This window comes from Bacteroides sp. BFG-637 (assembly GCF_024793605.1).
In the GTDB taxonomy this organism is placed as follows: domain Bacteria; phylum Bacteroidota; class Bacteroidia; order Bacteroidales; family Bacteroidaceae; genus Bacteroides; species Bacteroides vicugnae.
In genome coordinates this window covers 4,995,828-5,018,818 of record NZ_JANUPD010000002.1, presented here as the reverse complement: position 1 = coordinate 5,018,818, position 22,991 = coordinate 4,995,828, and the positions used below count along the sequence as shown (strand labels likewise).

Annotated in this window: 26 protein-coding genes and 3 pseudogenes; all 29 read left to right on the top strand. The window is 45.2% G+C overall.

What is annotated here, in order from left to right:
- Positions 1-79: 79 nt before the first annotated feature.
- The 29 genes and pseudogenes from NXX38_RS19575 to NXX38_RS19425 all read left to right on the top strand — a co-directional run bounded on the left by NXX38_RS19575 (position 80) and on the right by NXX38_RS19425 (position 22,984).
- A complete protein-coding gene (locus tag NXX38_RS19575) occupies positions 80-1,030 on the top strand; it encodes a hypothetical protein (protein WP_258980737.1) in 951 nt (316 codons plus the stop codon).
- A 152-nt stretch (positions 1,031-1,182) separates the two neighbouring features.
- Positions 1,183-1,857 carry a site-specific DNA-methyltransferase gene (locus NXX38_RS19570; RefSeq protein ID WP_007478421.1) on the top strand — a complete coding sequence of 225 codons (675 nt, stop codon included), beginning with the start codon at positions 1,183-1,185 and terminating at the stop codon, positions 1,855-1,857.
- Positions 1,832-2,177 (top strand): annotated as a pseudogene (locus tag NXX38_RS19565) (helix-turn-helix domain containing protein). Before NXX38_RS19570 ends, NXX38_RS19565 begins: the two are co-directional and overlap by 26 nt.
- On the top strand, positions 2,158-2,838 hold the full coding sequence (locus NXX38_RS19560) for a hypothetical protein (RefSeq protein WP_007478419.1): 681 nt from the start codon (positions 2,158-2,160) through the stop codon (positions 2,836-2,838). Before NXX38_RS19565 ends, NXX38_RS19560 begins: the two are co-directional and overlap by 20 nt.
- Positions 2,798-4,519, top strand: a complete 1,722-nt coding sequence (locus tag NXX38_RS19555) for a hypothetical protein (RefSeq protein ID WP_113748484.1) — start codon at positions 2,798-2,800, stop codon at positions 4,517-4,519. The genes NXX38_RS19560 and NXX38_RS19555 overlap by 41 nt, the downstream gene beginning before the upstream one ends.
- Positions 4,520-5,017: 498 nt before the next feature.
- On the top strand, positions 5,018-5,362 hold the full coding sequence (locus tag NXX38_RS19550) for a hypothetical protein (RefSeq protein ID WP_017142802.1): 345 nt from the start codon (positions 5,018-5,020) through the stop codon (positions 5,360-5,362).
- Positions 5,363-5,738: 376 nt separating this feature from the next.
- Entirely contained in the window at positions 5,739-5,990 is a 252-nt protein-coding gene (locus NXX38_RS19545; protein ID WP_004318183.1) for a hypothetical protein, read from the top strand.
- Positions 5,987-6,337, top strand: a complete 351-nt coding sequence (locus tag NXX38_RS19540; protein WP_004318184.1) for a hypothetical protein — start codon at positions 5,987-5,989, stop codon at positions 6,335-6,337. The genes NXX38_RS19545 and NXX38_RS19540 overlap by 4 nt, the downstream gene beginning before the upstream one ends.
- Positions 6,334-6,690: a hypothetical protein gene (locus NXX38_RS19535; RefSeq protein ID WP_004318185.1), complete on the top strand. Its 357-nt coding sequence runs from the start codon at positions 6,334-6,336 to the stop codon at positions 6,688-6,690. The genes NXX38_RS19540 and NXX38_RS19535 overlap by 4 nt, the downstream gene beginning before the upstream one ends.
- Positions 6,687-7,061, top strand: a complete 375-nt coding sequence (locus NXX38_RS19530; protein ID WP_004325868.1) for a hypothetical protein — start codon at positions 6,687-6,689, stop codon at positions 7,059-7,061. The genes NXX38_RS19535 and NXX38_RS19530 overlap by 4 nt, the downstream gene beginning before the upstream one ends.
- A 13-nt stretch (positions 7,062-7,074) precedes the next feature.
- The gene (locus NXX38_RS19525; RefSeq protein WP_004318187.1) at positions 7,075-7,308 is read left to right on the top strand and encodes a hypothetical protein; all 234 of its coding nucleotides are present in this window, start codon (positions 7,075-7,077) and stop codon (positions 7,306-7,308) included.
- A 156-nt stretch (positions 7,309-7,464) separates the two neighbouring features.
- Entirely contained in the window at positions 7,465-7,692 is a 228-nt protein-coding gene (locus NXX38_RS19520) for a hypothetical protein (protein ID WP_004318188.1), read from the top strand.
- 19 nt (positions 7,693-7,711) lie between these two features.
- Positions 7,712-8,056 carry a hypothetical protein gene (locus NXX38_RS19515; protein ID WP_004318189.1) on the top strand — a complete coding sequence of 115 codons (345 nt, stop codon included), beginning with the start codon at positions 7,712-7,714 and terminating at the stop codon, positions 8,054-8,056.
- Between the two features lie 8 nt (positions 8,057-8,064).
- The gene (locus NXX38_RS19510) at positions 8,065-8,586 is read left to right on the top strand and encodes a hypothetical protein (RefSeq protein ID WP_004318190.1); all 522 of its coding nucleotides are present in this window, start codon (positions 8,065-8,067) and stop codon (positions 8,584-8,586) included.
- Positions 8,574-8,853: pseudogene (locus NXX38_RS26810) on the top strand (hypothetical protein). Before NXX38_RS19510 ends, NXX38_RS26810 begins: the two are co-directional and overlap by 13 nt.
- A 4-nt stretch (positions 8,854-8,857) precedes the next feature.
- A complete protein-coding gene (locus NXX38_RS19500; protein WP_004318192.1) occupies positions 8,858-10,222 on the top strand; it encodes a hypothetical protein in 1,365 nt (454 codons plus the stop codon).
- Positions 10,215-10,916, top strand: a complete 702-nt coding sequence (locus NXX38_RS19495) for a hypothetical protein (RefSeq protein WP_004318193.1) — start codon at positions 10,215-10,217, stop codon at positions 10,914-10,916. Before NXX38_RS19500 ends, NXX38_RS19495 begins: the two co-directional genes overlap by 8 nt.
- Positions 10,900-11,850, top strand: coding sequence for a DUF6712 family protein (locus tag NXX38_RS19490; protein WP_004325869.1), 951 nt, complete (start codon positions 10,900-10,902; stop codon positions 11,848-11,850). Before NXX38_RS19495 ends, NXX38_RS19490 begins: the two co-directional genes overlap by 17 nt.
- A 9-nt stretch (positions 11,851-11,859) precedes the next feature.
- A complete protein-coding gene (locus tag NXX38_RS19485) occupies positions 11,860-12,672 on the top strand; it encodes a hypothetical protein (RefSeq protein ID WP_004325870.1) in 813 nt (270 codons plus the stop codon).
- Complete coding sequence (locus NXX38_RS19480) at positions 12,669-13,103, top strand: lysozyme (protein WP_004325871.1); 435 nt, start codon at positions 12,669-12,671, stop codon at positions 13,101-13,103. The genes NXX38_RS19485 and NXX38_RS19480 overlap by 4 nt, the downstream gene beginning before the upstream one ends.
- The gene (locus tag NXX38_RS19475; protein WP_004318197.1) at positions 13,100-13,546 is read left to right on the top strand and encodes a hypothetical protein; all 447 of its coding nucleotides are present in this window, start codon (positions 13,100-13,102) and stop codon (positions 13,544-13,546) included. Before NXX38_RS19480 ends, NXX38_RS19475 begins: the two co-directional genes overlap by 4 nt.
- A gap of 4 nt (positions 13,547-13,550) precedes the next feature.
- Entirely contained in the window at positions 13,551-13,961 is a 411-nt protein-coding gene (locus tag NXX38_RS19470) for a hypothetical protein (protein WP_004325872.1), read from the top strand.
- Between the two features lie 33 nt (positions 13,962-13,994).
- Positions 13,995-14,300, top strand: coding sequence for a DUF4160 domain-containing protein (locus NXX38_RS19465; RefSeq protein WP_004303371.1), 306 nt, complete (start codon positions 13,995-13,997; stop codon positions 14,298-14,300).
- Between the two features lie 6 nt (positions 14,301-14,306).
- Positions 14,307-14,546: a DUF2442 domain-containing protein gene (locus NXX38_RS19460; protein WP_004318202.1), complete on the top strand. Its 240-nt coding sequence runs from the start codon at positions 14,307-14,309 to the stop codon at positions 14,544-14,546.
- 5 nt (positions 14,547-14,551) lie between these two features.
- Complete coding sequence (locus NXX38_RS19455; RefSeq protein ID WP_004303369.1) at positions 14,552-14,779, top strand: helix-turn-helix transcriptional regulator; 228 nt, start codon at positions 14,552-14,554, stop codon at positions 14,777-14,779.
- A 342-nt stretch (positions 14,780-15,121) separates the two neighbouring features.
- Positions 15,122-19,423: pseudogene (locus tag NXX38_RS26985) on the top strand (phage tail tape measure protein).
- 9 nt (positions 19,424-19,432) lie between these two features.
- Positions 19,433-21,568: a hypothetical protein gene (locus NXX38_RS19435; RefSeq protein WP_004318205.1), complete on the top strand. Its 2,136-nt coding sequence runs from the start codon at positions 19,433-19,435 to the stop codon at positions 21,566-21,568.
- Between the two features lie 43 nt (positions 21,569-21,611).
- Positions 21,612-21,821, top strand: coding sequence for a hypothetical protein (locus NXX38_RS19430; RefSeq protein WP_004318206.1), 210 nt, complete (start codon positions 21,612-21,614; stop codon positions 21,819-21,821).
- A complete protein-coding gene (locus NXX38_RS19425; protein WP_004318207.1) occupies positions 21,818-22,984 on the top strand; it encodes a hypothetical protein in 1,167 nt (388 codons plus the stop codon). The genes NXX38_RS19430 and NXX38_RS19425 overlap by 4 nt, the downstream gene beginning before the upstream one ends.
- The last annotated feature ends 7 nt before the right edge of the window (positions 22,985-22,991 follow it).

Genomic DNA, 22,991 nt, shown 5'->3' with positions numbered 1-22,991 from the left:
GCAGCACATGCCCGGCCACCCTTTGTCCTTTTTGGGGTAATTACCTTTTTTTTCTTTGTATCATTAAATTTTATATAGTATGAAACAGGAAATTATTACCTATCTGGCCGGTCCGCGTAACTTTATTCAGGGCGTGGAACTATACGAGAAATACGGTATCAACCGTATGTTAAAGAAGTCATTCCGCCGGCAGGGAGAAACGGAAACGATGAAGGCCATTCTTTTAGAGGAACTACGGAAGCTGGCCGGGCTTTCCGAACGTGAATTTAAGACGATCCGGCGCAACTCCAAACAGCCGGCCGCGGTAAAAATGGAACCCGTCCGGGAGGAAGCAACCAAAACGCCGGTAAAATACAGCGATGATTTGCTGCTGGAACTTGCCGAATCTTTCGGCGTCAGCGTGGAAGAACTCGTTTCGTCCGATTTCCGGGATAAGGTTCTTTCCATGGATGAAAATGCTGACCGTGTGGAAGAGCTGGAAGAGGAACTGGAAGAGGCGGAGAAACGATACAAGGCGGCTCCGGAAACCGTAACCAAAATGATACGTTTCCGCGAGAAATTTACCTTCCTGAACTCTTCGGATTGCCCCGACATTCTGAAAATACTTGTTTCCGACATGTTCACCGCATACGGGAAGTATAAGGAAGCTTTCGCCCGCCTGGAAGCTACGCCGGATGATGTCAGTTCACTTTCTACAGCACAGGAAGCGCAGGCGGTTGTGGAAAACTTCATTGCTAACCGCGAAATGTGGGACGAGCTGGAATATTACCGGGAAAACGGAAAGATTCTGGGTAAATGTGAGAAGGTAAAAAGTTTGTCCGTCCGTAAGGGTGTCGAGAACCTTTCGGATATCGACATACAAAAGGCACTGAATAACGCCCGCGCCAACCTTTCAAAGAACAAGGCGAAACTGGAACAGGCCGGAGATGATGAGAAGAAGAAAGCGAGTGCCCTTGCATTGATCCAAAAGTGGGAGACTACACAAAAGGCCATAGAGGAAGAAATCGAGGCGCGAAAAAAAAGTAGTTGAACTTATTGCCAGTCTGACAGGAAAACGGCAGCGGCTCATGAAGGACCGGGGCCGTTTTTCTCACCCTTGCGACCGCTCGGAGCTGGGGCACCAGCTCAAGACATTAACCCTCCGGATAGAAAAAGAAGAAAGCCGGCTTAAACAACTTTCCAATGATAACAAACCAAATTTATAACGAGGATTGCCTGGAGGCGTTGAAACGTGTTCCGGACAATTCTGTAGATTGTATAATAACCGATCCGCCTTATTTCCTGGGAATGACACACAACGGGCAGAAAGGCAGCTTTAAAGATTTGTCTATCTGTAAACCCTTTTACCGGGATTTGTTCCTGGAGTTTAACCGGGTGAAGAAACCCAGTGCTTGCGTGTATTTTTTTACGGACTGGCGCGGGTATGCTTTTTATTATCCGTTGTTTGACTTGTATTTAGGCGCGTCAAACATGATCGTTTGGAACAAACAGTCGGGGCCGGGTAATCATTACGCTTTTATACATGAGCTTATTTTGTTTCATTGTGGAAATGGTGTTTCTATCGGTGCCACAAACGTAATAGATAATATCCGATCTTTTTCGTCCGGTGCCAAAAAGATAGAAGGTGAAAAGGTTCATCCCACACAAAAACCGGTGGCGTTGATCCGTAAACTGATTGAAGACAGTACAAAGCCCGGCGATCTGATACTGGACACTTTCGGCGGTTCTGGTACTACAGCCGTGGCAGCCATTGAAAGCGGCCGGAACTTTGTATTAATGGAACAGGACGAAATTTATTATTTCACGGCACAGAAACGAATAAAAGATGCGTATGAACGATTTAACGGTGGTGGATAGTATTTACCTGGATGCGCAGCAAAAGGAGGATGTACGGCGTTTGTCTTCTTTAGGATATTCCCCGAAAGATATAGCTGTTTCCCTGGGGCTTTCTCTGGAGGATGCCGGGCTTTTTGTCCGGGATGCGGAAACGGTAGGAACTTCCGTTAACTTCCTGATCCGGGAAGGGATTCTGGTAGCACGTGCCGCCCCTGAAATAAAACTCCATGGAAGCGGCGGAAGGTGGAAACGTGGAAGCTATAAAACAGCTGGAGGCCGTACGGAAAAGACATACTTTCGAACGTTTAATCGAACAAATGGATGACGACGAATTTAATTAAGCCCTCACGAATAGACTTTGACAAGGTGGATATCAACCAGATTCAAAGGATTCTTTCTACCGGTACGCTGGAAGCCCTCGCGCCCGATGAAAGGGAATATTACAGCCTTATGGAAATGGTACGGGGACTTCGTGCCCGTATGCGTATAAATGGTAAGTTGGTGACAAAGGCCGGCATCATCCGCCTTTTGAAGTCGGAACCTTACGGGCTTTCGGACTGGATGGCCCGCCAGGTGTACGCTGACAGTCTCAATTTCTTTTATACGCAGGATAACGTACGCCCGCAGGCTTTCGCTAATCTGTATGCTGAAAAGGCCGAAAACTGGGCGAATACCGTCTTTCTTATGGGAAATGTGAAGGAGGCTAAGAACCTGCTGAAATTGGCGGCGGAACTTCGCGGATGTTACAAGGATCAACAGGCCGAAATACCGGAGGAACTGCTTGCACAGAAAAGTACGGTTATTTATACTACCAGCCGTAAGGATCTGGGTGTTCCTGAAATCGACCGTAAAGAACTGGAAGAGTTTATCGATGCGATACCGGAAATTCCTGTTATTGTGCGTGAGAATATAAAAGAGGATGCGCGTATTAAAGCTTTTGACCTGAAAAAACGTATGTTGTATGATATCAAAGAGTTCGGTGAAGACAACGAAGGTGAGTAACGCCGATGATGTAGAAATCAAATACGGCCATATAATCCAGGTTCTGACGGACTGGATCGATACTACTATTCTTGTATCTATTGACGGGCGCGGTACGGCCAAATCGACCGTTATACAAGCCAGACGTTCCGCCCGTTGTGTGGAAGAAATGCCCGGCGGTGCGTTCGCTTTTGTTGCCAATACCTACAGTAACCTGGAAGATAATATAATGCCGGCCGTTCAGAAGGGCTGGCAGCTTATGGGGCTTATCGAAGGGGTACACTATGTAAAAGATACCCGCCCGCCTGAATCCTGGCGGCGTAAATGTTCGGTTATCGTGGATGATTACAAGCATGTTTACAGCTTCTGGAACGGATGTGTTATTTTCATGGGATCACTGGATAACCCTTCGCTGCTTGCCGGAAAGTCTGTAATACACCTGTTTTATGATGAAGCGAAGTACGACAAGGAAATGAAAGTAAACCGCGCTATGCCTATTCTTCGCGGTGATGCGATCACTTACGGACATTCCCATTTGTTCCTGGGGATAACCATTACTACCGATATGCCGGATATCGACGAAAACGAGTACGACTGGTTTTTCCGGTATGTCAAGCAAATGGACCCGGAACGGATCATTAAAATAGTACAGGCGGCAAGTATGCGTAATGACCTGGTAATTTCTCTATTAAAAGAAGAAAGAAAAAATAAGCCTTCCCCCTTGAAGCTGAAACGTTTGAAACGGGATATTGAATATTACGACCGGGCTTTGTTGAAGTTGAGAAAAGGACAAACGTTCTTTCTTAACGCTTCTTCATTCGCTAATGTTGAGATACTTACGATTGATTATTTAAAGCGGTTGTATAATGGTACGCTGGAGCTTCACGAATTTAAGAAGTCGGTGGTGGGTATGCGTCCCGGTCTTCGCAGGGATTTACGTTTCTATGTGTTGTTTGGTGAAGGACATAAGTATTATAACGGTACCATGTCCGGAGAAGCCGCTTACAGCTCGCGGGAACTCCGGTACCTGCACCATGATAAAACGATTGAAGGCGGTATGGACTTCGGTAATATGCTTTCTTTGGTGATCGGTCAGCCGGACGGTGCTTATTACCGGGTACATAAGAACTTTTTTGAGATACCGCCGGGCTGGTTCCGGGAGATCGCCGACCAGTTCCTCACTTTCTTCCAGAACCACGAATATAAAGAACTGGATTTGTACTATGACCGTGCAGGTAATAACTTTGAGAAACAGAAGGAGGATTACGCGGGTAAGATCAAAGACGCCATAGAAAAAGACGGCAGCGGAAACCGTACCGGCTGGATCGTAAACCTAAAGAGCCGTAAACAGGCAGTTATCCGGCAGGATGCGGAATACGACTTTATGCAGGAGATTATGGGCGGTACCAACAAGAACCTGCCTATCCTGTTGGTTGATGCGGTGAACTGTAAAGAAATGGTTAGTTCCGTAGAAAAGGCAAAGGCTGAAATCAAATACCGGGGTAATTCTAAGGTAGTGTTCAAAGTGAAGAAGTCCGAAAAGCTGGCACCGAAAAAACTACCGATGTTATCCACCAATTTCTCCGACGCTTTCAAATACTTACTGATGCGCCCCGGCTGGATAGCTTTGGTACGAGGCAAGCGGACACTGCAGGCCGACTCGTTTGTGGATCAATGGATAGAGAACAGGCATAAAAGGTAATTGCCTTGTAACGCTGGAAAATCGGTTTTCCGGCGTTTTTTGTGTTACCAGGTTACGGGTACCCCTCCCCAGAGGTCATATTTCACCTTTTAGGGGGAGGGTAACTGCTTTCCGACTTCTGAGCGGCTCGGTCTTCGGAAGGTGTCATTTTTTTAGTTTTTGAATTTTTTTTCGGCTTTTGACTGTTTTTCAGTCGTTTATCTGCATTTAGACCAAAATTTTACGCGAAAAAGTGCGTTTTTTATGTGTTTTTGTTTCATTTTTTGCCCATTTTTGGGTGAATTACCGTGTATTTTGGGGCGGTTGCCTTTCATTTTTGATTGATTTTGGGGTAATATTTTTTTATAAATGTATATATTTAAGTACTTTTGCAATCGTCAAAATTACACTGCATATATACCGTCAGGACTTACGGGGTGGTACAAACTAAAGTACACACTAATTTTAAGTTACTGATATGAAAAGATTTTTTTAGTTATTGTATTGGCCATACTAACAATGGCAGCCATTGCACAAGAACCGTATAAGGCTTATTGTGAAATCGTGGGTACTGGAAATATAACCGGTACAAAAGTAAAAATAGAAGTAGATTTCGGCCAGAAGGCAAAATGGGCAACACCAAATGCTCGTTTTTTAGTAGATGAAAACGGTGAAAAGATGAATTTTAATTCAATGATAGACGCCGTTAACTATTTGGCTAAATTGGGTTGGGAACTAATACTGGCTTATCCGGTTACACCTACACAAGGAATGAGCAAAGACCCTGTTTATCACTATATTCTTTGTAAAAAGGTAACTTCTGATGAACAGATAAAAGAGGGAATTAATTTAAAAGACAAATAGAATATTAATTATAGTGTGTAACGCTCACCCTTAATCAGGTGGGCGTTTTTTGTTACGAAGTAACGAATCGTAGAGTCGAGAAACTTTCTTTCCTAATAAACTTTTATTAACGTTTTTTTTTTTTTGTTCAGAATTTAATGCCGACATTTGCCCCTGTCAAAGTTAACACCGCTGGTGCGGTCCGGTGAGTCTCGGTTATTGGCTCGAATAAATAACGGGCTTTTTTTATGCCCGATAAGTGCTTGTTTAATACAAGGCGGTTGCCTTTCCCTAAACTTATAACCCGATCTTCGGACGGTTTGCGGTGTTAATTTTGACGAATTAGGGGAAATGGTAACCGCCTTTCCCATGTAAAATAGTCAAAATTAACACCGTTATGAAAAATGAATTTCAATCCGGTACAAGCTATGTACCTTCGTTCCGTACTGGTAGCACGGACGTAAACACAATCCAACATCGTTATTTTCAGGAACCGAAACATGAATGTACTGTTTGTTCAACTTCTGGGGCTTATTACTTATCTGCTATCGCTTGTTTCTGTCTTACTTTTATCTATCCACCGGCTGTCATTGGTGCAGTTATATGTGTGTGTCGTGCCAAGAAAGCGAGGAAAGGAGGCCGAAAATGATATCTTATTTTATAGAGCTTAACGAATATAAGCCACAGAACCGAAAATGTGCTGAAATGGCAGAGTTTGCAAACCAGTTTGGTAATACGCTTTGCCCTGATAAAATTTCCTTTGATGCTTTTAAAACTGAACTGGAAGCAAAGGTAAAGGAGCTGAACGAGAAATACCCTAAAACAATGCCGCTGAAAATATCTTCCGGTAGCGGGTTTATTCATATAGATCAGGACACTAAAACACATAATAACGGCTGTGACAAGCCTGTAGCCTATTTTTTCATTTACCGGGTTAAAAGAATATATAGGTTTTCAGAGCGTCCCCAGATAGAAAAGAAAGGAGGTGCCGAATGATATATACTGAATATCAGCAAGTGTTACTTACTCAATTACAAAACAATGATAAAAGGATTGAGGAAATAAAGAAGGAAAAGGAAGAAATACAGGAAATGTTTCTACAAGAAAGTAAATTTAAACCGGGTGATCTGATACAGATTGATTATAAAATAAGCAATGCTACTTTTAAAGTTCGTGGCTGGATTTTCCGGATTACATTCTGGAGGAATCGCCCGTATTATCACCTGAATTTACCCAAGAAAGACGGTTCCCGCGGATTAAGGGTTAAAAGTGTATGCGACGGGGTACTGGAAAGTATAACAAGTATTTCACATATTAAATTAGAAGACTTAAAAGGAGGTGCCAAATGAATACAAATAATCCTGATATCCTATTTTTCGTTAGACGTGAATACGGCACGCCTTCCATTGAATTAAGAGCCTATAAGGTGGAGAAGGTTAACAATGAGTTTGCTTTCCTTGAACTTGAACGTTTGCGGTTGGTTGTTTTCTCCGGTGATTTTCAGTCTGTATCACTTCATCACGAGTACGGTAAAAACAACTGTCTGTATAATAGTGCCAATAATATACCGGATTTGATGAAAGACATGAAGAGGTGGCAGTTATCGCCCATTGACAGACGTAATTACGAACGGTTTAGGAAAGTCGCCCTCGGGATATACCGGCAGGCCGGAATAATTGATTTCACTACCTTAGAGACTACACCGATTAAAAACGTTTAATGAAAGATTTGTTATGAAAGATATAGAAGTAAACGGCGCACATATAACAGATGAAAGTGCCGAGATTTTGACACAGTGGCAAACTAAGACGGAACCGGTTTCCGCTTGTTACATCGAAGTTATTGAGGACCTAATCGATTTCCTAATAGAGAAAGGAGATGAAAGTACACCAACAAATGAGGTGTTAAGAAGGATTCAATTATTACGTATGATGAAAAAAGACATCGAAAAGTTGTCTAATCCTTAATATTAACAATTTAGCATACCGGCTGAAAAGGCAGCCGTTGGGTTTAAGTCCCAGGTTAGGGTTTGTTTGTGCCGGGGTGGTTCCCGGCACTCTTTTTTATGTCCTTTTCGTCCGTTTCCGTTCTTCCCACCTTTGCAGTAACCAATGATTCAAATTATGAAAATAGGAACGGACAAATGGAAGCATTTCGGAATTAATTACGCTATATGTGCCCTGTTGGGTGATTATGGTGTTCCCTTTGCCCTGGGTGCTTCACTGGGTAAGGAATACGGGGATGAAATGTCCCCCTGTAATAAATGGGACTGGAAGGATATTCTGGCAGACCTGGCCGGGATCGTGGCGGGTTATTTGACGCATGTATGTATCGTCCGGACTATAATGTAACATTTTCAACTCTACTAATATGACGGAAACGATAATTACAGCGATTATTACAGCTCTTTGCACGGGTGGCCTGACTTGGTTATTCACTCTCCGGTATACCCGTAAACAGGCGGAAGCTGACGCCATGAAGTCAGTACAGGAGGTTTACCAGGAACTGATTGAGGATATGAAGAATGACCGTAAGGAATTGAAACAGCGGATCGACGATGTAGAGAGCCAGTACCGGGAACTCCAGCAGAAATGTAACGAAATGGAAAAGGATATCAGGCAGAACGCCCGCGTAATGGATATCATGAAACCGTTTCTTTGCGGGGTGAAAAATTGCCTGAACCGTAAATCTATCACTTTCGACACTAATAACTAAAATCAATTATGAGACATGGAATCGTACACCTACTTATTCTTATTTGTTTTGCAGCTTGTTTTTACGGTTGTCGTTCTCCTCGCTCTGTTACACGAAAAACGGTTACAGAAGCAACTGGAGAAGAAAAACAAACAACTACTGACGGAGTTATTGAACTTGCGCGGAGAGATTCGAGCCATGAGGAGCACGTACTTGACGTTTACCGGGAAGATAGTACGCATATCCGTATCGACTACGACAGCCTCGGAAGAATTAAAGAAATTGATTTCAGTAACCGAAAAACTGAAAAAAGAACTGGAAAGAATCAAAGCAGTTCCCTCCGGGATCATAAGGAAACTACCAGTCAAACGGAAACAGCCGTTACCCGTAAATCCGACGTTAAGCAACAAAGCCAGGAAAAAGAAAAGACTACAAACGGGTGTAGCCTATGGACGTTCCTAAAATTCATGTTTTTCTTTCTATCCTTCTGCTTGGTACATGATAACTGGGCCAGTATTAAAAACTTTATCCGCCGGCTATGGAAAAAATAAACCTTTATGTAGCGGTAGAACAGATGGAAGCGGATTACCATTTCCGGGGGTACCTTTTCTATCAAGTTCCGGAAATGGAACCGTCAGACGCGGGACGGCGGCGACATGGTGATACTTACTGCCGCCCGTTTGAGGAAAAAGGCGACGGATGAAAGCATCGAAAATTCAAGCTATAAACTATTCCTGACGGACACCACAACGGGCCGGCCGCTGAATTGCTGGGAATGTCTGGTAATGGAGTTCAACGGGAAAAGAATAACGATTTAAGATTATGGAAATAAGACGAAGTGGCAACTTTGGAATTATAGATACCGGCACCGACAAGGGTTTGATCTCCTTTTCTATCGGTGGCCGCGGTAAAGGTTGGGAACCTTCCAGCATCCAGTTAAACCGGCGGGGGGCTTTCTTTTCGCGAAAGATCAGCGTAAACGGTACCTTTATCGTTCCCATGGGTGACAATAACGACATGCCGGGCGAGGTCATGCGTTTACTGGATAAATTCTACGCCGGTGAAGGTATTATGGGTAAAATAGCCGGTTTACAGTGGGGAGAAGGCCCGCGGCTGTATGAGGATGCGATCGACGAAGAGAATAACCGTTTTTACCGGCGTTGGAAACTCGATCCGGAAATAACCGCCGACCTGGAGTCGTGGGATTACACGACGGTTCTTCACCGCTCACTCGTAGACTTAACACACATGCAGGGCTTTTTTATAAAGTTTGTCCGGAACCGTGCGCCGCGTGTAGGCAATCCCGGGCGTTTGGTACGGCTGGAACATATTCCCTACCAGAAGGCCCGCCTGGTATATCCTCCCGACGGCGAGGATGAACCGCAGGAAGTACTTGTGGGCGACTTTCCTTATCCTGATCCGGCCTATACTTACCGTTACCCGGTCTTTGATCCGGCCCACCCGTTCAAATATCCGGTTTCTGTGAAATATTATAATATCTATTCCTTTTGCAAGGATTTTATGAGTACACCGCGTTTTTTGGGTGCGCTTGACTGGCTGGAGCTTGCCGGCGGTCTGGCCGCTATCCTGATCGCCTATAACGAAAACGCTTCGGCCATTTCCCTGCATATCGAATCGCCGCAGTCTTACTGGGACCGCGCGGAAGCACGTATAAAACAGGTTTGCGAGCGTACGGGCGAGAAATACACGGCCCAGATGCTGGAAGATTTCAAGGACGAAGCTATGGAGAAATTCGCCTCCAACATTACCGGAAGGCAGAACGCCGGAAAATACATGCACACGACCAAATTCTGGAATCCGGAAGCGAATAACTTTGAGGGCTGGACGGTGGAACCACTGGATAAGAAGATAAAGGATTATGTGGACGCCCAGATTAAGATATCCAATAAGGCGGACGCTGCCGCCACTTCCGGCTTCGGTCTTGATCCGGTACTTTCAAATCTGATTATAGAAAACAAACTTTCTTCCGGATCGGAGAAATTATACAGCCTGAAAGTGTATAACGCTTCTGAAACGGCTATTCCGGACATGATCCTTTGTAAGCCGTTACAGCAGTATATTAATGCCAACTTTCCGGGTACCGCAACGAAAGTAGGGCTTTATCGTACCATAGTGGAAGCGGAACAGAACGTTTCACCCTCTAACCGTATGAAAGAAAATGCGTAGTCTGTTTTTTACACCGAAACCGGAAGATGTGCCGGAAGAACCGGTAAGCGACCGGCAACCGGAAGAGAACCGGGCCGATAACACCCCGGATAAGCATATAAAGGCCCGCCGGACGAAAAACGTTCATTTTGACCGGCGGATAAAATCGGAGCTGCACCTGGAAGAGTGTTTGCCCTGGCATTTTGAGAAAGGGGCGTCTTATCACTGTATCAGTCATGGGGACGTTGACAGCCTTACTTATCTTCGTGTGATCGTGAAGCAACAACCGGTGGAATATGTTCTGATTTCTACCTGGTGTATGGCAATTACCGATGTTAAGGAGGTGGAGAAATGGCTGGAGAGAAAAGACATAGGGCACGCGGATTTTTATGTAGGTGAAATCTTTCAAGGTTCCTACGCGGATGTTTATTTATACCTAAAGAAGGTGGCGGAACGTTTCGGATCACGTGTCTGCATCTTCCGTAATCATGCTAAAGTAATGGCCGGTTTTGGTAACGCTTTTGATTTTGTAATAGAAAGCTCGGCCAATGTGAACACCAATCCGCGCACGGAGCAGACCTGTATAACGATAGATACCGGGCTGGCCCGCTTTTATAAGGAGTTCTACGATGAAATAAACAATTTCACAAAGGATTTTGATAATTGGAAACCATATACATTAAAAAGAGACCGAGCAAATGACGAAGTTATTTAATAAAGGCGGTGACGGTGCCGGTGAAATAGTCCGTGTTCTGGGATTGATCGATAATGATCTTGATTTTACCAAGTGGGAACCTATCTTACCGCTGGGTATTCGGGATTTACAGGCTATCATCGGAACGGAACCCATAGACGCGGTAGATAAGTATTACCGTGAAGATCATGCGGACGGTACGGAACCGGACGGCATGGCGGAAACTTTGCGGCTGATGCAGCAGGCGGTGGCAATGTTTACCTGGTTAAAGGTCATTCCCACTTTAGACGCACAACACGGAACGGCCGGACGTGGCAAACACCTTGGAGAGAATGAAACGGGTATGACCGCCTTACAGGAGTTCAAGGATGAAGAGAATATCCGGAACCTGGCTTATGAAGCCGTAGACGCGTTGGTGGAGTTAATGGACCGCGAAAAGTTTGATTTCTGGATGAACGGCATTAAGAAAAAGGCTATAAACCGGCTTCTAATCCAGAATAAGGAAACGTTCGATGAATATTACAATATCGGCAGTCACCGGCTTTTTCTGGTGCTTATTCCTATGATCCGGGAAGTCCAGGACGGGCAGATAATACCTGTTATCACCCGGAACCGTTATAATAAACTGATTGAAGGCGATACCGTTTTAACGGAGAAATTGCTGGAGTATGTACGCCGCCCGCTTGCACTTCTCACCATAAAAAAGGCCGTTGAACGTTTACCGGTGGAAGTTCTACCCAATGGAATCGTACAGGTACAGCAGAGCACAACCGTACGGGATAAATTGCGGGCGGAAAAAGAGGCCCGGCAATCGGTTGCTAACAGTCTGGAGCAGGACGCGGCGGCTTACCTGGATGTATTGCAGGATATCATCAGGGAACTGGATGCGCAGTCGGAAACGGTGGATTACTATATACCGGGTGTTACCGTACAATCCAAAGGAATAACCTTTTAATGTCCGGACATGGAGAAGTTTACATATAATAGTAAGACGGCGGAGGTTCCTTCATGCCTGGATGAAGTCAGCAGTGAGCAGTACCGGCAGTTTCTTATATTGTCGGTACTGATGAACCGCGGTACGATCAGCCCCGGACAGTTCCGCGTAAAATGGCTTTCTTTCCTTCTGGGCATGAAAGCGGATTACACCATGTACCGGCGTGAGATCATCCGGGAGCTGGACGGCCAACTGGAAAAGCTGGACGGCTTTTTCTCTTATACGACCGGTAAGGAGGGCGAGCGGATCGTTACGCCCATTCTGAAAACCGGGCGTAACCTGATGCAGGATTTTGGGAGCTGGCATGGTGTCGGTGACATGCTGAACGGTCTTACTTTCGGTAACTTTTGTGATTGCCTGGATTTGTTGCAGCAAAGCAAGCAGGCGGCGACAGAAAAAGACGAACCGGCTATAAATGAAATCTTCCAGGATATCACATTAAAGCTTTACCGGTACAAGGACCCGGAGAAGATGCCGGCCGTTCCTTCCTTGCTTGCCATTCATGCGGTAAACTTCTTTTCCGCTGTTTGGGAAATGGTTCTTTCCGGACCGGTTTATATTGGTGGTGAAGATATTGACTTTCGGATATTATTTCAGAAGTTGGCATCCGAGGACCGGAAGGCGGACGATAAAACCGGCTGGACCGGAATAGTCTTTGAAGTGGCGGCTTCCGGCGTGTTCGGTAATAAGAAGGAGGTGGACGATACACCCTTTTGGGATGTATTACTTTATCTGTATAAATGTAAGTTTGAGTATTTACACCAAAAACGTAACAAGAAATGAGAACAACAACAGGAACAAAAAACAAGATTAAGCAATTTGAGGGGCTACGCCTGAAAGCGTATGTATGTGCCGCGGGAGTATGTACGATCGGTTACGGTCACACAACCGGCGTAAAACCGGGAGATGTTATCACCGAGGCCCGGGCCGACGCTTTCTTTGAATCGGATATCAGGGCGGTAGAAAACCAGGTAAACGCGCTTCCCCTTCATTTGGGACAGTACCAGTTTGACGCGGTAGTAAGCTTTTGCTTTAATGTAGGTATCGGAAAATTCAAGAAATCAACGCTTTATAAGAAGATCAGAGCGGATGCGTATGAGCCATCCATACCGGCAGAGTTTAAAAAGTGGATATACGGGGGCGGTAAGATTCTTCCGGGGCTTGTTACCCGCCGTGAATGGGAGGCGAAACGTTATCAGGGATTGACGATATGATAGATATAAAGGTTTACCGTGAATACTGGGAAGGCGTACAAAAACGTATTCCTGAAATAAAGAAGGTGCTACCCGTTACCATTGACGAGGAAATGAGTAAGACGATACAGGGGCTATCAAAAGAAGAATGTCCGGTGCTCTTTATTCTGATTCCGTCGGGAACGGGTGCCAGCCTTTCGGCTGACAATGTGAGGGAAAATAATTTATGCGTTATTTTCCTTATGAGCAAGTACGATCCCCAACGTAAAGGGGCTTATGAGACTATCGAAGAGGTGCAGCCGGTTATGGAGCGTATCAAACAAATGCTGATAGAAGATTCTGCCACCGGTTGCCCTGTCACTAAGGAACTGGATTTAACCAGCCTTTCCACTCTTCCGGAATCCGGCTTTTACCGGACGTTTGCAGGGTGGAGCCTGGCTTTCTCATTTAAAACAAGATTCTAACTGAATGGCCGAGAATTTTAAAACGGATTTTTTTACCGACCGGATCGGGCGTGGAATACAGGACATATTTCAAGCCCAACTGGATATCGCTACCAAACGGATTTACCAGAAAGGCCGTGAGCGTAGGAAAGTACAGGGAACCGGGGAGATCATACAAGGGCGATCCGGTGCATTAATGGCCGCACTACAGAACCCGAATTATTCGGTCATTCCGGACGGCGAAGGAGTAATCGCACATTCTAACCTTCCATTATATACCCGCTTCCTGGATATGAAGAAACACGGTAATTACCAGATTTATAACCGGCAGATATACGGGATTCTATATCATGACACACTCGGGAAGATTAAATATGAATATCAGGATTATGTAAGGGAAAGGATAAAAGAAATGTTTGCCAGTTCGCTAAAATAGGTAATAAAATTAATACCTAAATATTTGTAGGTAATGATTTTATTACCTATCTTTGTTTCAGTAACCAATAAAACAAAGTTTATGCCTGAAATTTGTAGATTCTTCGGTATTATTATATTCCTCTATTGGAAAGATCATAATCCGCCACATATTCATTTTACTTATGGTGATTATGAATGTTCTATTAGCGTATTGGATCGGATTGTAGACGGTCAGGCTCCAGCTAAAGTTATTGCAAAAGTAAATGAGTGGATTAACTTGCACGAGGCAGAAATACTTTCTCTTTGGGAAAAGGCCCAAAAAGGGGAAAAAATAGATAAAATTGAACCATTAAAATAAACGCTTATGTTACGGGTTATAGATGTGGATTATATTAGGAATTACGAGCTTCTTGTTACTTTCAGCGACGGGAGTAAAAAGATCGTAAATTTGGAACCTTATCTTACAGGTGAGGTTTTCGGGGAGTTATTGGATAAGGAAAAATTTGTTCAATATGGTTTAACCCGTGCTACTATTGAATGGGCCAATGGTGCCGACCTTGCACCGGAGTTTTTATATGAAATTGGTATAGCTGCATATTTTTAGACCCTATGAATGATTGTTTAGCTATTCAAGATAAGAAGGAAGAAACTTTCTTATATCGGATTTTTATTTCTCACCCGGAACTAAATGCTTCTGCGGTGGCTCGACGTATGGGAATAAGTCAAAGCCTTATGTCTCAATATATAAGTGGAATAAAAAAGCCCTCACAAGAACGGGAGGCCCTAATAGTAAATACTATTAAAGATATCGGTAAAGAACTAACGATGATTGTATGACATACGAAGATATTTTATTTTTGATCGGCTTTTTCCTGGTAATATTTTTTTCGTAGGATGTAAGCATAAACCGGCTACTTTATCCGGGTGGCTTGCTTTTGCCTTTCTTTCCTTTATCGTGACGCCTCTTATATCGGTTCCTCTAACCTGGTACATTTGCTGGATGATAGATCGGGCAACAATTAAGGATAAAGAATGTTTTGATCCTTCGGATTTTACCTTTAAGAGATAAAATACTTTCTTCTTAGTATAATAAGCCTGTAGAATGGTTCTACGGGCTTTTTTTGTGTCCTTTTCCGCCACTTTACACCAGGATAATTTTGCCTTATAAAATTTACTCTTATGGCAAAATTAAAACCTGACTATATCGAATGGGTGTTAACCCTGAACGCCTCCGATGCGCAGAAGGAAATACATAATCTTTCAGAAAAGAACAAGGAGCTCCGGGATAGCAATAAGGAGATAAAAAAGGCTATGACCGATTTAATCGCCACCGGGAAAGCTGGCGGTAAACAATGGAAAAGGCTTGATGAGCAACTGAAAGAAAATAATAAGACGATCGGCGAGAATAACAAGAAGATTGCCGAATGTGAGAAACGGCTGGATAAAACCACCATGAGTGCCAACCAGCTGGCAAGGAAGGCAAACGCCTTGCGGAAAGAGCTTCGCGATACGGTGAAATCCTTGCAGCCGGAAAAATATGCCGCCCTGGAGAAGGAACTGAAAGAAGTTGAGAAAGCATACGGGCAGGCCACGAAAAAGGCGGAAGGTTTCGGCGGTTCCCTTCTTTCCCTGAATAAGATAAAAACGGTTCTGGCCGGTGTGTTTGTCACTATCGGCGCAATGATAACCGGACAGATTGTCGGCGGGCTAAGGGATGCGATCAGTACTATTATAGAGTTCGAGAAGAAAAACAGTACTTTGGCCGCTATTCTGGGAACCACGAAAAAGAGTATCAAGGATTTAACAGATGAAGCGCGCCGGCTGGGTGCTACTACTTCTTATACGGCCGCACAGGTAACGGAACTTCAGATAGAGCTTGCCAAGCTGGGATTTTTTAAAGAGGATATTAAAGCGATGACGCCTTCCGTGCTGAAATTCGCTAAGGCTGTGGACACTGATCTTGCCTCGGCTGCTACGCTTGCCGGTGCAACATTGCGTATTTTCAACCTTGATGCGGAAGATACGGAACGGGCTGTTTCTACTATGACTATGGGATGTAACGCATCCGCTTTAAGCTTCGAGTACTTAAATACGGCAATGTCTATTGTTGGGCCGGTTGCTAATTCTTTCGGATTCACGATCGAGGAAACGACCGCCCTTTTGGGGGCTTTGGCAAACAGCGGTTTCGACGCTTCATCGGCAGCGACGGCAACACGTAATATTTTGCTTAACTTGGCTGACGGTAGCGGTAAACTTGCACTTGCCCTTGGTGGTCCTGTAGATAACTTAGAAGACCTTGTAAAGGGGCTGAAAAAGCTGAACAGTGAAGGAATAGACCTTAATAAGGCACTGGATTTAACGGATAAACGTTCGGTTGCCGCATTTAATACCTTTTTAAATGGTACTGATACCGTTTTAAATCTCCGTGATGCAGTAACAGGAGCCGAAGAGGGATTTAATGCCATGGCGGAAGAAATGGGTGATAATGTACAAGGTTCCCTCAATACATTAAGTTCAACTATCGAAGGGGTAGTTTTACGTTTCTATGAATCAAAGGGTATTCTTCGGGATTTAATAGACCTTGTTACGCTTATGGTGGAAGGTGTGGGCGGTATGATCGACATGTTTAATAAATGGGGTGTTGTCACTTATACCGTTACCGCTTATTTGGTTTCTTACTATGGAGGACTGAAAATCGCTACCATGTGGCACGCCCGTTTTAAAACGGCGACCCTTGCTTCGGTCGTTGCAGAGAAAGCGCACGCCGTACAGCTTTATATCAGCCGGGCGGCTACTCTGGCTTATGCGGCGGCCCAGGCATTGCTGCACCTGAATATTAAAAGATGTACCGCCGCCCTTCGGTTAATGAGGATCGAACTTTTGAAGAATCCATATACGGCCCTGCTCGCGTTACTCGTGGCAGCCGGTGTTGCTATCTACCAGCTTGCAAAGAAGACGGAACAGGCTTCGGCGGCGATGAAGGCCCACCAGGAAGTCGTAAAGAAAGTGAATGAAGAATATGCCAGCCAGGAAGCAAAAATAAAAACTCTTGTAGCTGCTATTAATGACGAGAACCTTTCCAACTACACCCGTAAACAAAGGCTCGCTGAATTAAAAGAACTGATACCGGATTATAATGCGGAATTGAATGAAGAAGGCAGGCTCATAAACAACAACAAGGAGGCTATAGATCAATATTTAGTTTCCTTGGAAAAACAAATCAAGTTGAAAGCTTACCAGGAGGAACTGGAAGAATTGTACAAGAAAAAAGGAATCTTGAAAGCCAGGAATCAGAGCAAAGCGACGCTTACTGGGACACCCGCCAGCAAAATACATTGTCAGGATATAACCGGAACAGTCTTACCGCTAAAATAAGCCGTTTATTTGGTACGGAAAAAGAGGCTAACCAGTTGAAAGCCCTACAGACAACACAGAAGGATTTGGCCGGTATAGAATCAGCAATCGCCCAGATCAATAATGATATCTTAAAAACAGAGGCGACGGCCACTTCATTAACCGGAACCAATAAAGAAAATATAAATACTGAAACATCCCTCATAAAGAAACTGGAGGCCGAAAAGAAAAAGGTTCAGGAACAGTGGGCGGAAGACAGCGAAGCGAATATCGCCAAGAAAAACAAGGAAATAGAACGTATCGACACCGAAATAAAACGTTTAAACGAACTGGGGAAGGTCAAAAAGAAGGCGGAAGCCGGGGAGTATAAAAATACGGAAACGGACGCCACGTTAAAACCTCTGGAGATCGAGCACGAAAAACGTATGCTTCTAATCAAACAGAACCGGGAGAAGGAAAATAAGACGGAAGCCCAGTATATTCTCGAAGGGACGGCGGAAAACCTTCGCTATTACCGGGAACGTATCGACGCACTCCAGAAGCTGGAAGCAAAAACGCCGGCTAATAAAAAGAAATTACTCGATGAAATCCACAAGCTCGAAACAGAAGCACAGACGGCCATTTTTACGGAAACCGGCAAGCAGGAGGACGCCCGTATAAAACTGGTACAGGAGAAACGGGACGAACGGTTAAAGATTGAAACCGCCTATTACAATGTCCAGAAGGACACCATGGAAAAAGCGGTATTAAACCAAAGTATCACGCAGGAAGCCGCCGACGCCTATATGCTGGAAGTTGAAGCGGAGCACGCCGCAGAACTTCTGGAGATAAACCGTACTTACCAGAATGATATTGCCGCTTTGGAAATTACCGGTAAACAGAAACGTATAGGAAACAGCGACGGAAGCGGCCGACGCCGTGCGTGAGTCTGAAATGAAGTTATTGCGTGATCGGGCGGCCATTGCTCAAAAAGTACGTGAAATAACTTCCGTTCCGGTAGGAATAACCGGTATGCAGGAAGCACACCGGAAACAGGTTCAGGATGTAGAAACGACTTATAATGCCATAATTGAGATAGCGAGGCAGGCGGGAATTTCTACCGTTGGTTTGGAGAAACAGAAACAGCAGGAAATTAGCCAGCTTGAATTTGAGTACCAGAATAGTTTATACCAGATTCAATCCCAGATCGGCGTATCATGGGCACAGGAATACCAGAATGAACTGGCCCTGTTAAAGAATCTGCACGATCAGGAATTAATAGATGAAAAGACATACCAGCGTAAAAAGCTGCAAATGCAGATGAATAACGCTAAAAAATACTTTGACTACTATTCCGGTCTTTCCTCTTCCATGGTGGAAGCCATTCAACAAGCCGAAATCGACCAGGTGGAAGCAAAATACGATGTTCTCATACAGGAAGCCGAGAACAACGGTGAAGATACTGCCGCCCTGGAAGAAGAGAAGGAAAATAAGAAACTGGAGATTCAAAAGAAGTACGCGGATGTAAACTTTGCTATCAAGTGTTCCCAGATCATAGCAGATACGGCCGTTTCGATTATGAAGGCGTACGCGGACCTCGGGCCGATTGCCGGAACCGTTGCTGCAGTAATGCTTGCGGCTACCGGTGTGGCCCAGCTTGCATCGGCCAAGGCAGAACGGGACAGGATTAAAAACATGTCCTTGAAAAACACCACCGGCAGCAAGACCGCCACGGCTGAACGTGTTGTTTCCGGTTCTTCCGGTGGTGGGTATTATGAAGGTGGTTACACCGGTCCCGGCGGACGTTATGAAGTGGCCGGCGTGGTTCATAAGGGGGAATATGTGGTACCACAGCCGGAAATGAATAATCCTAAAGTGATCGACGCCGTTAGCACTATCGAAGCGATCAGGCGGCAGCGTACCAGTGCCAACCCGTTACCACAGAATCCGGGTGAATATTATGAAGGCGGTTACGTGACTTCCCCTGCAGGTGATTCTTCCTACCGGGAGTTCCTGGAAGCGGCAAAGGAGCTTCGCGCCTCCTGTGAGGCTATCAAATTGATAAAGGCCTATATCGTTTACCAGGATTTGGAGAAGGCCAAAGAAACTATAGATAACGCCCGCGACACCTTTACACGCGGAAAATAAGTAATCATTATGCTAAAGATTAAGACGAACAAAGGTTATCTGGACTTAGGGGGTGACTTTACCGTACAGATCGACGAGAAATCCCCCGTCATGAACGACCGGGGATCACAAACCGTACCGGTCACGGTTCCCGTCACTGCCAACAATGCAGGGATAACCGGTTTTGCCCACCGGCTCGACATGGGTGTAAAACCGATGAATGAAGATCAGACATGTACGGTATTGGACGGGGTGTATAAACGTACCGGAAAGATAAATATCGTTTCCGCCGGCAGGACGGAAGGAATTACTTTAAATATCGGTTTTGACAATTCGGAAGCCTACAGCGCCTGGAAAGCAAAGAAACTGAACTCGATCACATTACCCAGCATAAGCGGCGGTACCGTTAGCGGTCTTATGTCCTCTATAAACTGGTTCTTCACGGATTCCCATGAAGATTTTGCCATATTTCAAATAGTAGTCAAAAATGATTCCAAGGACGGCACGTATTACCCGCAATACATAAACCGTATCACTTTGGATTCAAACGGTGAATATGCCTTATGCTATCAGGCAAGGACGGAAACACTACTGATAAATGATACCCCGACCGAAACGAGTTTACCGGAAGGGTACGGCGTGGCCCCCTTCTTATACGTGCACCGTGTCCTGGACTTTATATTTTCAGAATTTGGTTATACTATAACCGAAAATCCTTTTAAGACGGACAAGGAACTTTCCAGCCTGGTAATCCTGAACAATGCCGCCGACTGTTGCGTGACGGGTATCCTCAATTATGCCGATTTAATGCCGGATTGTACGATTGAGGACTTTTTAAACGCGCTGTATGTACGTTTCGGACTGGTTTATAATGTCTCTTCCGATACGAAAACGGCCACTTTAAGACTGATCCGGGATATAATGGAAGATGAACCTGCCGTTGATCTGTCCCGGAATCTGACGGCGGAACCCCTTATCAATTATGAAACGGCCCGTCAGATAAAGTTATCGGCCAAAACGTCTTTTACCGGTGCCGCGCCTTCGGTGGAACGGTACGAGGACTATATCAAGGGGAACGAAAAAATGGTTATCCGTGTAAGCCGTTTCGATCCTTCCCAGGCCTCCGTGTGGCTGAACTACGAGAAGACCACCGGCAACTGGTACAAATGGGATTCGGGCAACAAGAAGCATACGTTATCATCATCCAGTTTCTTTAACTGGGACCGGAAGACGGAAAACGTAGAGGACGAGGAGCTGGCGAGCGATGATGAATGCGTGTTTATGGATTTTGCCCCGAACGGCCTTCTTTCCCCGTATTACCTGGCCGGGTATGTGCACCGTTATACCTACCTGAAAACCTCTTCCGATGATGAAGAGGATTCGGAAAAGGAGGAGACGCCGCTTTCCTTCGCTTTCGCTTTTACAAAGGCCGTTACGGAAAGTACGGATTATTCCTTCGGTTCTATTTTACCATACGCTCCGGACGGCGGAGAAATTACGTTAAAAGACGGCAGCAAACATACGATATCGCTTTTATTCCAGTTTGAAGACGGTCTGTTTGCCAAGTTCTGGCAGAAGTATGACGCCGTATTAAGGCACTCTTTTAACCAGGTGGACACAAACACCCTTTTACCGGTTCACCAGCTTATGAAAATGGATGTCTTGACCCCGGTAGCCCTGCGGGGGCAGTACATGCTTCTGGACGGCCTTTCCTATTCGCTTCCTGCGGGTAAACTGGTACCGGTAAACATTACGTTGCGTTCCCTGCGTCTGATCGGTCCCTATAATCTGGATAATGAACAGGGCATTCCCGTGTGGGGCGGTGCTTCCTACGTGTGGGTCGTATATTCTTCCAATTTGCAGAGTGTACAGGCCGGAAGGGTGGAATATTGGGAAGATTATTACCGTTATCACTGGATGTATGCTGTGTACGGTTGCCGTGTATCGAATACGATATATGACGGGTATGTTACGCCGTCAACGGATGAGGATATATTAAAAAATCCGCCCACCGCACAGGATAACATCATAGAAAAAACTTACAAATGTAAGATAGAGGTTGAAATCGAGGTAAACGAGCGTTCCGGCGCGGCCAACTATTTTTGTTACGAAACGGAAGAAGTCGAATACCAGGTAAGGTTTGTCGCATCGAGGGTGCTTAGCTGATCCCGTCCTTTATTCTTCCTTTGATAAACCCAACTTTTGCAGCATGGAAAAGCAGAATAATATCATCCTTGCCCCGTCATCTTCACAGGTGACGGAGCTTTATAAGCTTTGGAGGGAAAACCATGCGGGGCGGCTCTCGGACTTTTACAAGTTCCTGACGTCTCCCACGGATCAGCGTGATCGTTTCCTTTCCGGACTTGAAAATAAGAGTGAGTTTAACGGAATATTCATCGTTAACACCTTTGAATTATGAGTTTGACAGCAAACATTGATCCGACGGAAAACGCCTTTACCGGAAACCCTGTTTATCTTTCGGTAGAAACTACTTCTATGGCGACTTACAATATAATGTATTTCGTGAACTTTGAATTTATGCGTTCCATATTTACCGGTAACGGTAATGGAAGTTTCAAGGTGAATATCGCGGAGGTCCTGGAAACGCTTTTTGTTGATATTCCCCCGTTAACGGACAGTTCCGAGATGTTGATAAGCCTTTCCGATAAACGGTATAACAAGGCGGTCGTCACGATCACCCTTCAAAATGAGGAGGAAGAAACGGCCACTTTGGTTGTTACTGCCTGGCGTGGCGGTATATCCAAACGGGCTTTTAAGAAATTGCATGAAGAAGGTAATAACATCTTTTCTTTGAAGTTCTTGAATGAATCCTGCAATTTCTTCTTTACCACCCGGAGCAATGACTGGCGTATAACGATGCGCGAGACGGAACTTTACCCGCTCTGTTTCATCTATCCGGAGCACGAGCTGAAAATAACGGAACTTCTTACCGGACAAAGCCTTGCAGTACCAGGCACGGCAGGGAATTTCTACGCCTTGAACCTGGAGGCCGTAAGACTTAAATTCTTTACCGATTACGGGGTACTGGCCAACCTTTTTGACGTGTATAGCGGTGAAACGTTCGCTCTCCGGATCGGGATCGAGCAAAGCCCGACGGTCCGCGAGCGTTACCGGCTCCGGTTCCTGAACAGTTACGGGGTTTACGAGGTGTTTTCCCTGGAAGGCGAGGCGAGCGTAACTCCCGGCATGGATGAAGACGAAGACGCTGTTTTCCGGCGTTACGATGAAATTACCGATGATTATTATTCGGATCGCATACGTACGGAGATACAGGAAGCCGTAACGGTTAAGACGGGATTCAAACGCCCGCAGGAAATACGCTTTCTTCTTGACCTGCTTTCCTCCGATGATGTCTACCTGGCAGGTTACGGCCGGGAAGAGATCAAGGTAATTCCTTCGGCGGAAGAGTTTTCTTACCGTGTCCGTCCGGACGCGCCGCAGAACGTGACGTTAAAGCTCACGTTTGCCGAGAAGGAGTCCAACTGGACGGGAGAAATCACGGAAAGCGGCTACCGGAAACCGCGGGTTCATTCCAAAGAGTTCAGTAAACAATTTAATTAATGTATCT

Coding starts and splice junctions, on each gene's coding strand:
- NXX38_RS19490 (WP_004325869.1), top strand. CDS start 10,900: ATGACGAAGTTATTTAATAAAGGCGGTGACGGTGCCGGTGAAATAGTC.
- NXX38_RS19550 (WP_017142802.1), top strand. CDS start 5,018: ATGGCAGCCATTGCACAAGAACCGTATAAGGCTTATTGTGAAATCGTG.
- NXX38_RS19535 (WP_004318185.1), top strand. CDS start 6,334: ATGATATATACTGAATATCAGCAAGTGTTACTTACTCAATTACAAAAC.
- NXX38_RS19460 (WP_004318202.1), top strand. CDS start 14,307: ATGTTACGGGTTATAGATGTGGATTATATTAGGAATTACGAGCTTCTT.
- NXX38_RS19465 (WP_004303371.1), top strand. CDS start 13,995: ATGATTTTATTACCTATCTTTGTTTCAGTAACCAATAAAACAAAGTTT.
- NXX38_RS19555 (WP_113748484.1), top strand. CDS start 2,798: ATGATATCAAAGAGTTCGGTGAAGACAACGAAGGTGAGTAACGCCGAT.
- NXX38_RS19475 (WP_004318197.1), top strand. CDS start 13,100: ATGATAGATATAAAGGTTTACCGTGAATACTGGGAAGGCGTACAAAAA.
- NXX38_RS19480 (WP_004325871.1), top strand. CDS start 12,669: ATGAGAACAACAACAGGAACAAAAAACAAGATTAAGCAATTTGAGGGG.
- NXX38_RS19520 (WP_004318188.1), top strand. CDS start 7,465: ATGAAAATAGGAACGGACAAATGGAAGCATTTCGGAATTAATTACGCT.
- NXX38_RS19510 (WP_004318190.1), top strand. CDS start 8,065: ATGAGACATGGAATCGTACACCTACTTATTCTTATTTGTTTTGCAGCT.
- NXX38_RS19530 (WP_004325868.1), top strand. CDS start 6,687: ATGAATACAAATAATCCTGATATCCTATTTTTCGTTAGACGTGAATAC.
- NXX38_RS19575 (WP_258980737.1), top strand. CDS start 80: ATGAAACAGGAAATTATTACCTATCTGGCCGGTCCGCGTAACTTTATT.
- NXX38_RS19525 (WP_004318187.1), top strand. CDS start 7,075: ATGAAAGATATAGAAGTAAACGGCGCACATATAACAGATGAAAGTGCC.
- NXX38_RS19570 (WP_007478421.1), top strand. CDS start 1,183: ATGATAACAAACCAAATTTATAACGAGGATTGCCTGGAGGCGTTGAAA.
- NXX38_RS19540 (WP_004318184.1), top strand. CDS start 5,987: ATGATATCTTATTTTATAGAGCTTAACGAATATAAGCCACAGAACCGA.
- NXX38_RS19560 (WP_007478419.1), top strand. CDS start 2,158: ATGACGACGAATTTAATTAAGCCCTCACGAATAGACTTTGACAAGGTG.
- NXX38_RS19500 (WP_004318192.1), top strand. CDS start 8,858: ATGGAAATAAGACGAAGTGGCAACTTTGGAATTATAGATACCGGCACC.
- NXX38_RS19470 (WP_004325872.1), top strand. CDS start 13,551: ATGGCCGAGAATTTTAAAACGGATTTTTTTACCGACCGGATCGGGCGT.
- NXX38_RS19455 (WP_004303369.1), top strand. CDS start 14,552: ATGAATGATTGTTTAGCTATTCAAGATAAGAAGGAAGAAACTTTCTTA.
- NXX38_RS19495 (WP_004318193.1), top strand. CDS start 10,215: ATGCGTAGTCTGTTTTTTACACCGAAACCGGAAGATGTGCCGGAAGAA.
- NXX38_RS19435 (WP_004318205.1), top strand. CDS start 19,433: ATGCTAAAGATTAAGACGAACAAAGGTTATCTGGACTTAGGGGGTGAC.
- NXX38_RS19485 (WP_004325870.1), top strand. CDS start 11,860: ATGGAGAAGTTTACATATAATAGTAAGACGGCGGAGGTTCCTTCATGC.
- NXX38_RS19515 (WP_004318189.1), top strand. CDS start 7,712: ATGACGGAAACGATAATTACAGCGATTATTACAGCTCTTTGCACGGGT.
- NXX38_RS19545 (WP_004318183.1), top strand. CDS start 5,739: ATGAAAAATGAATTTCAATCCGGTACAAGCTATGTACCTTCGTTCCGT.
- NXX38_RS19425 (WP_004318207.1), top strand. CDS start 21,818: ATGAGTTTGACAGCAAACATTGATCCGACGGAAAACGCCTTTACCGGA.
- NXX38_RS19430 (WP_004318206.1), top strand. CDS start 21,612: ATGGAAAAGCAGAATAATATCATCCTTGCCCCGTCATCTTCACAGGTG.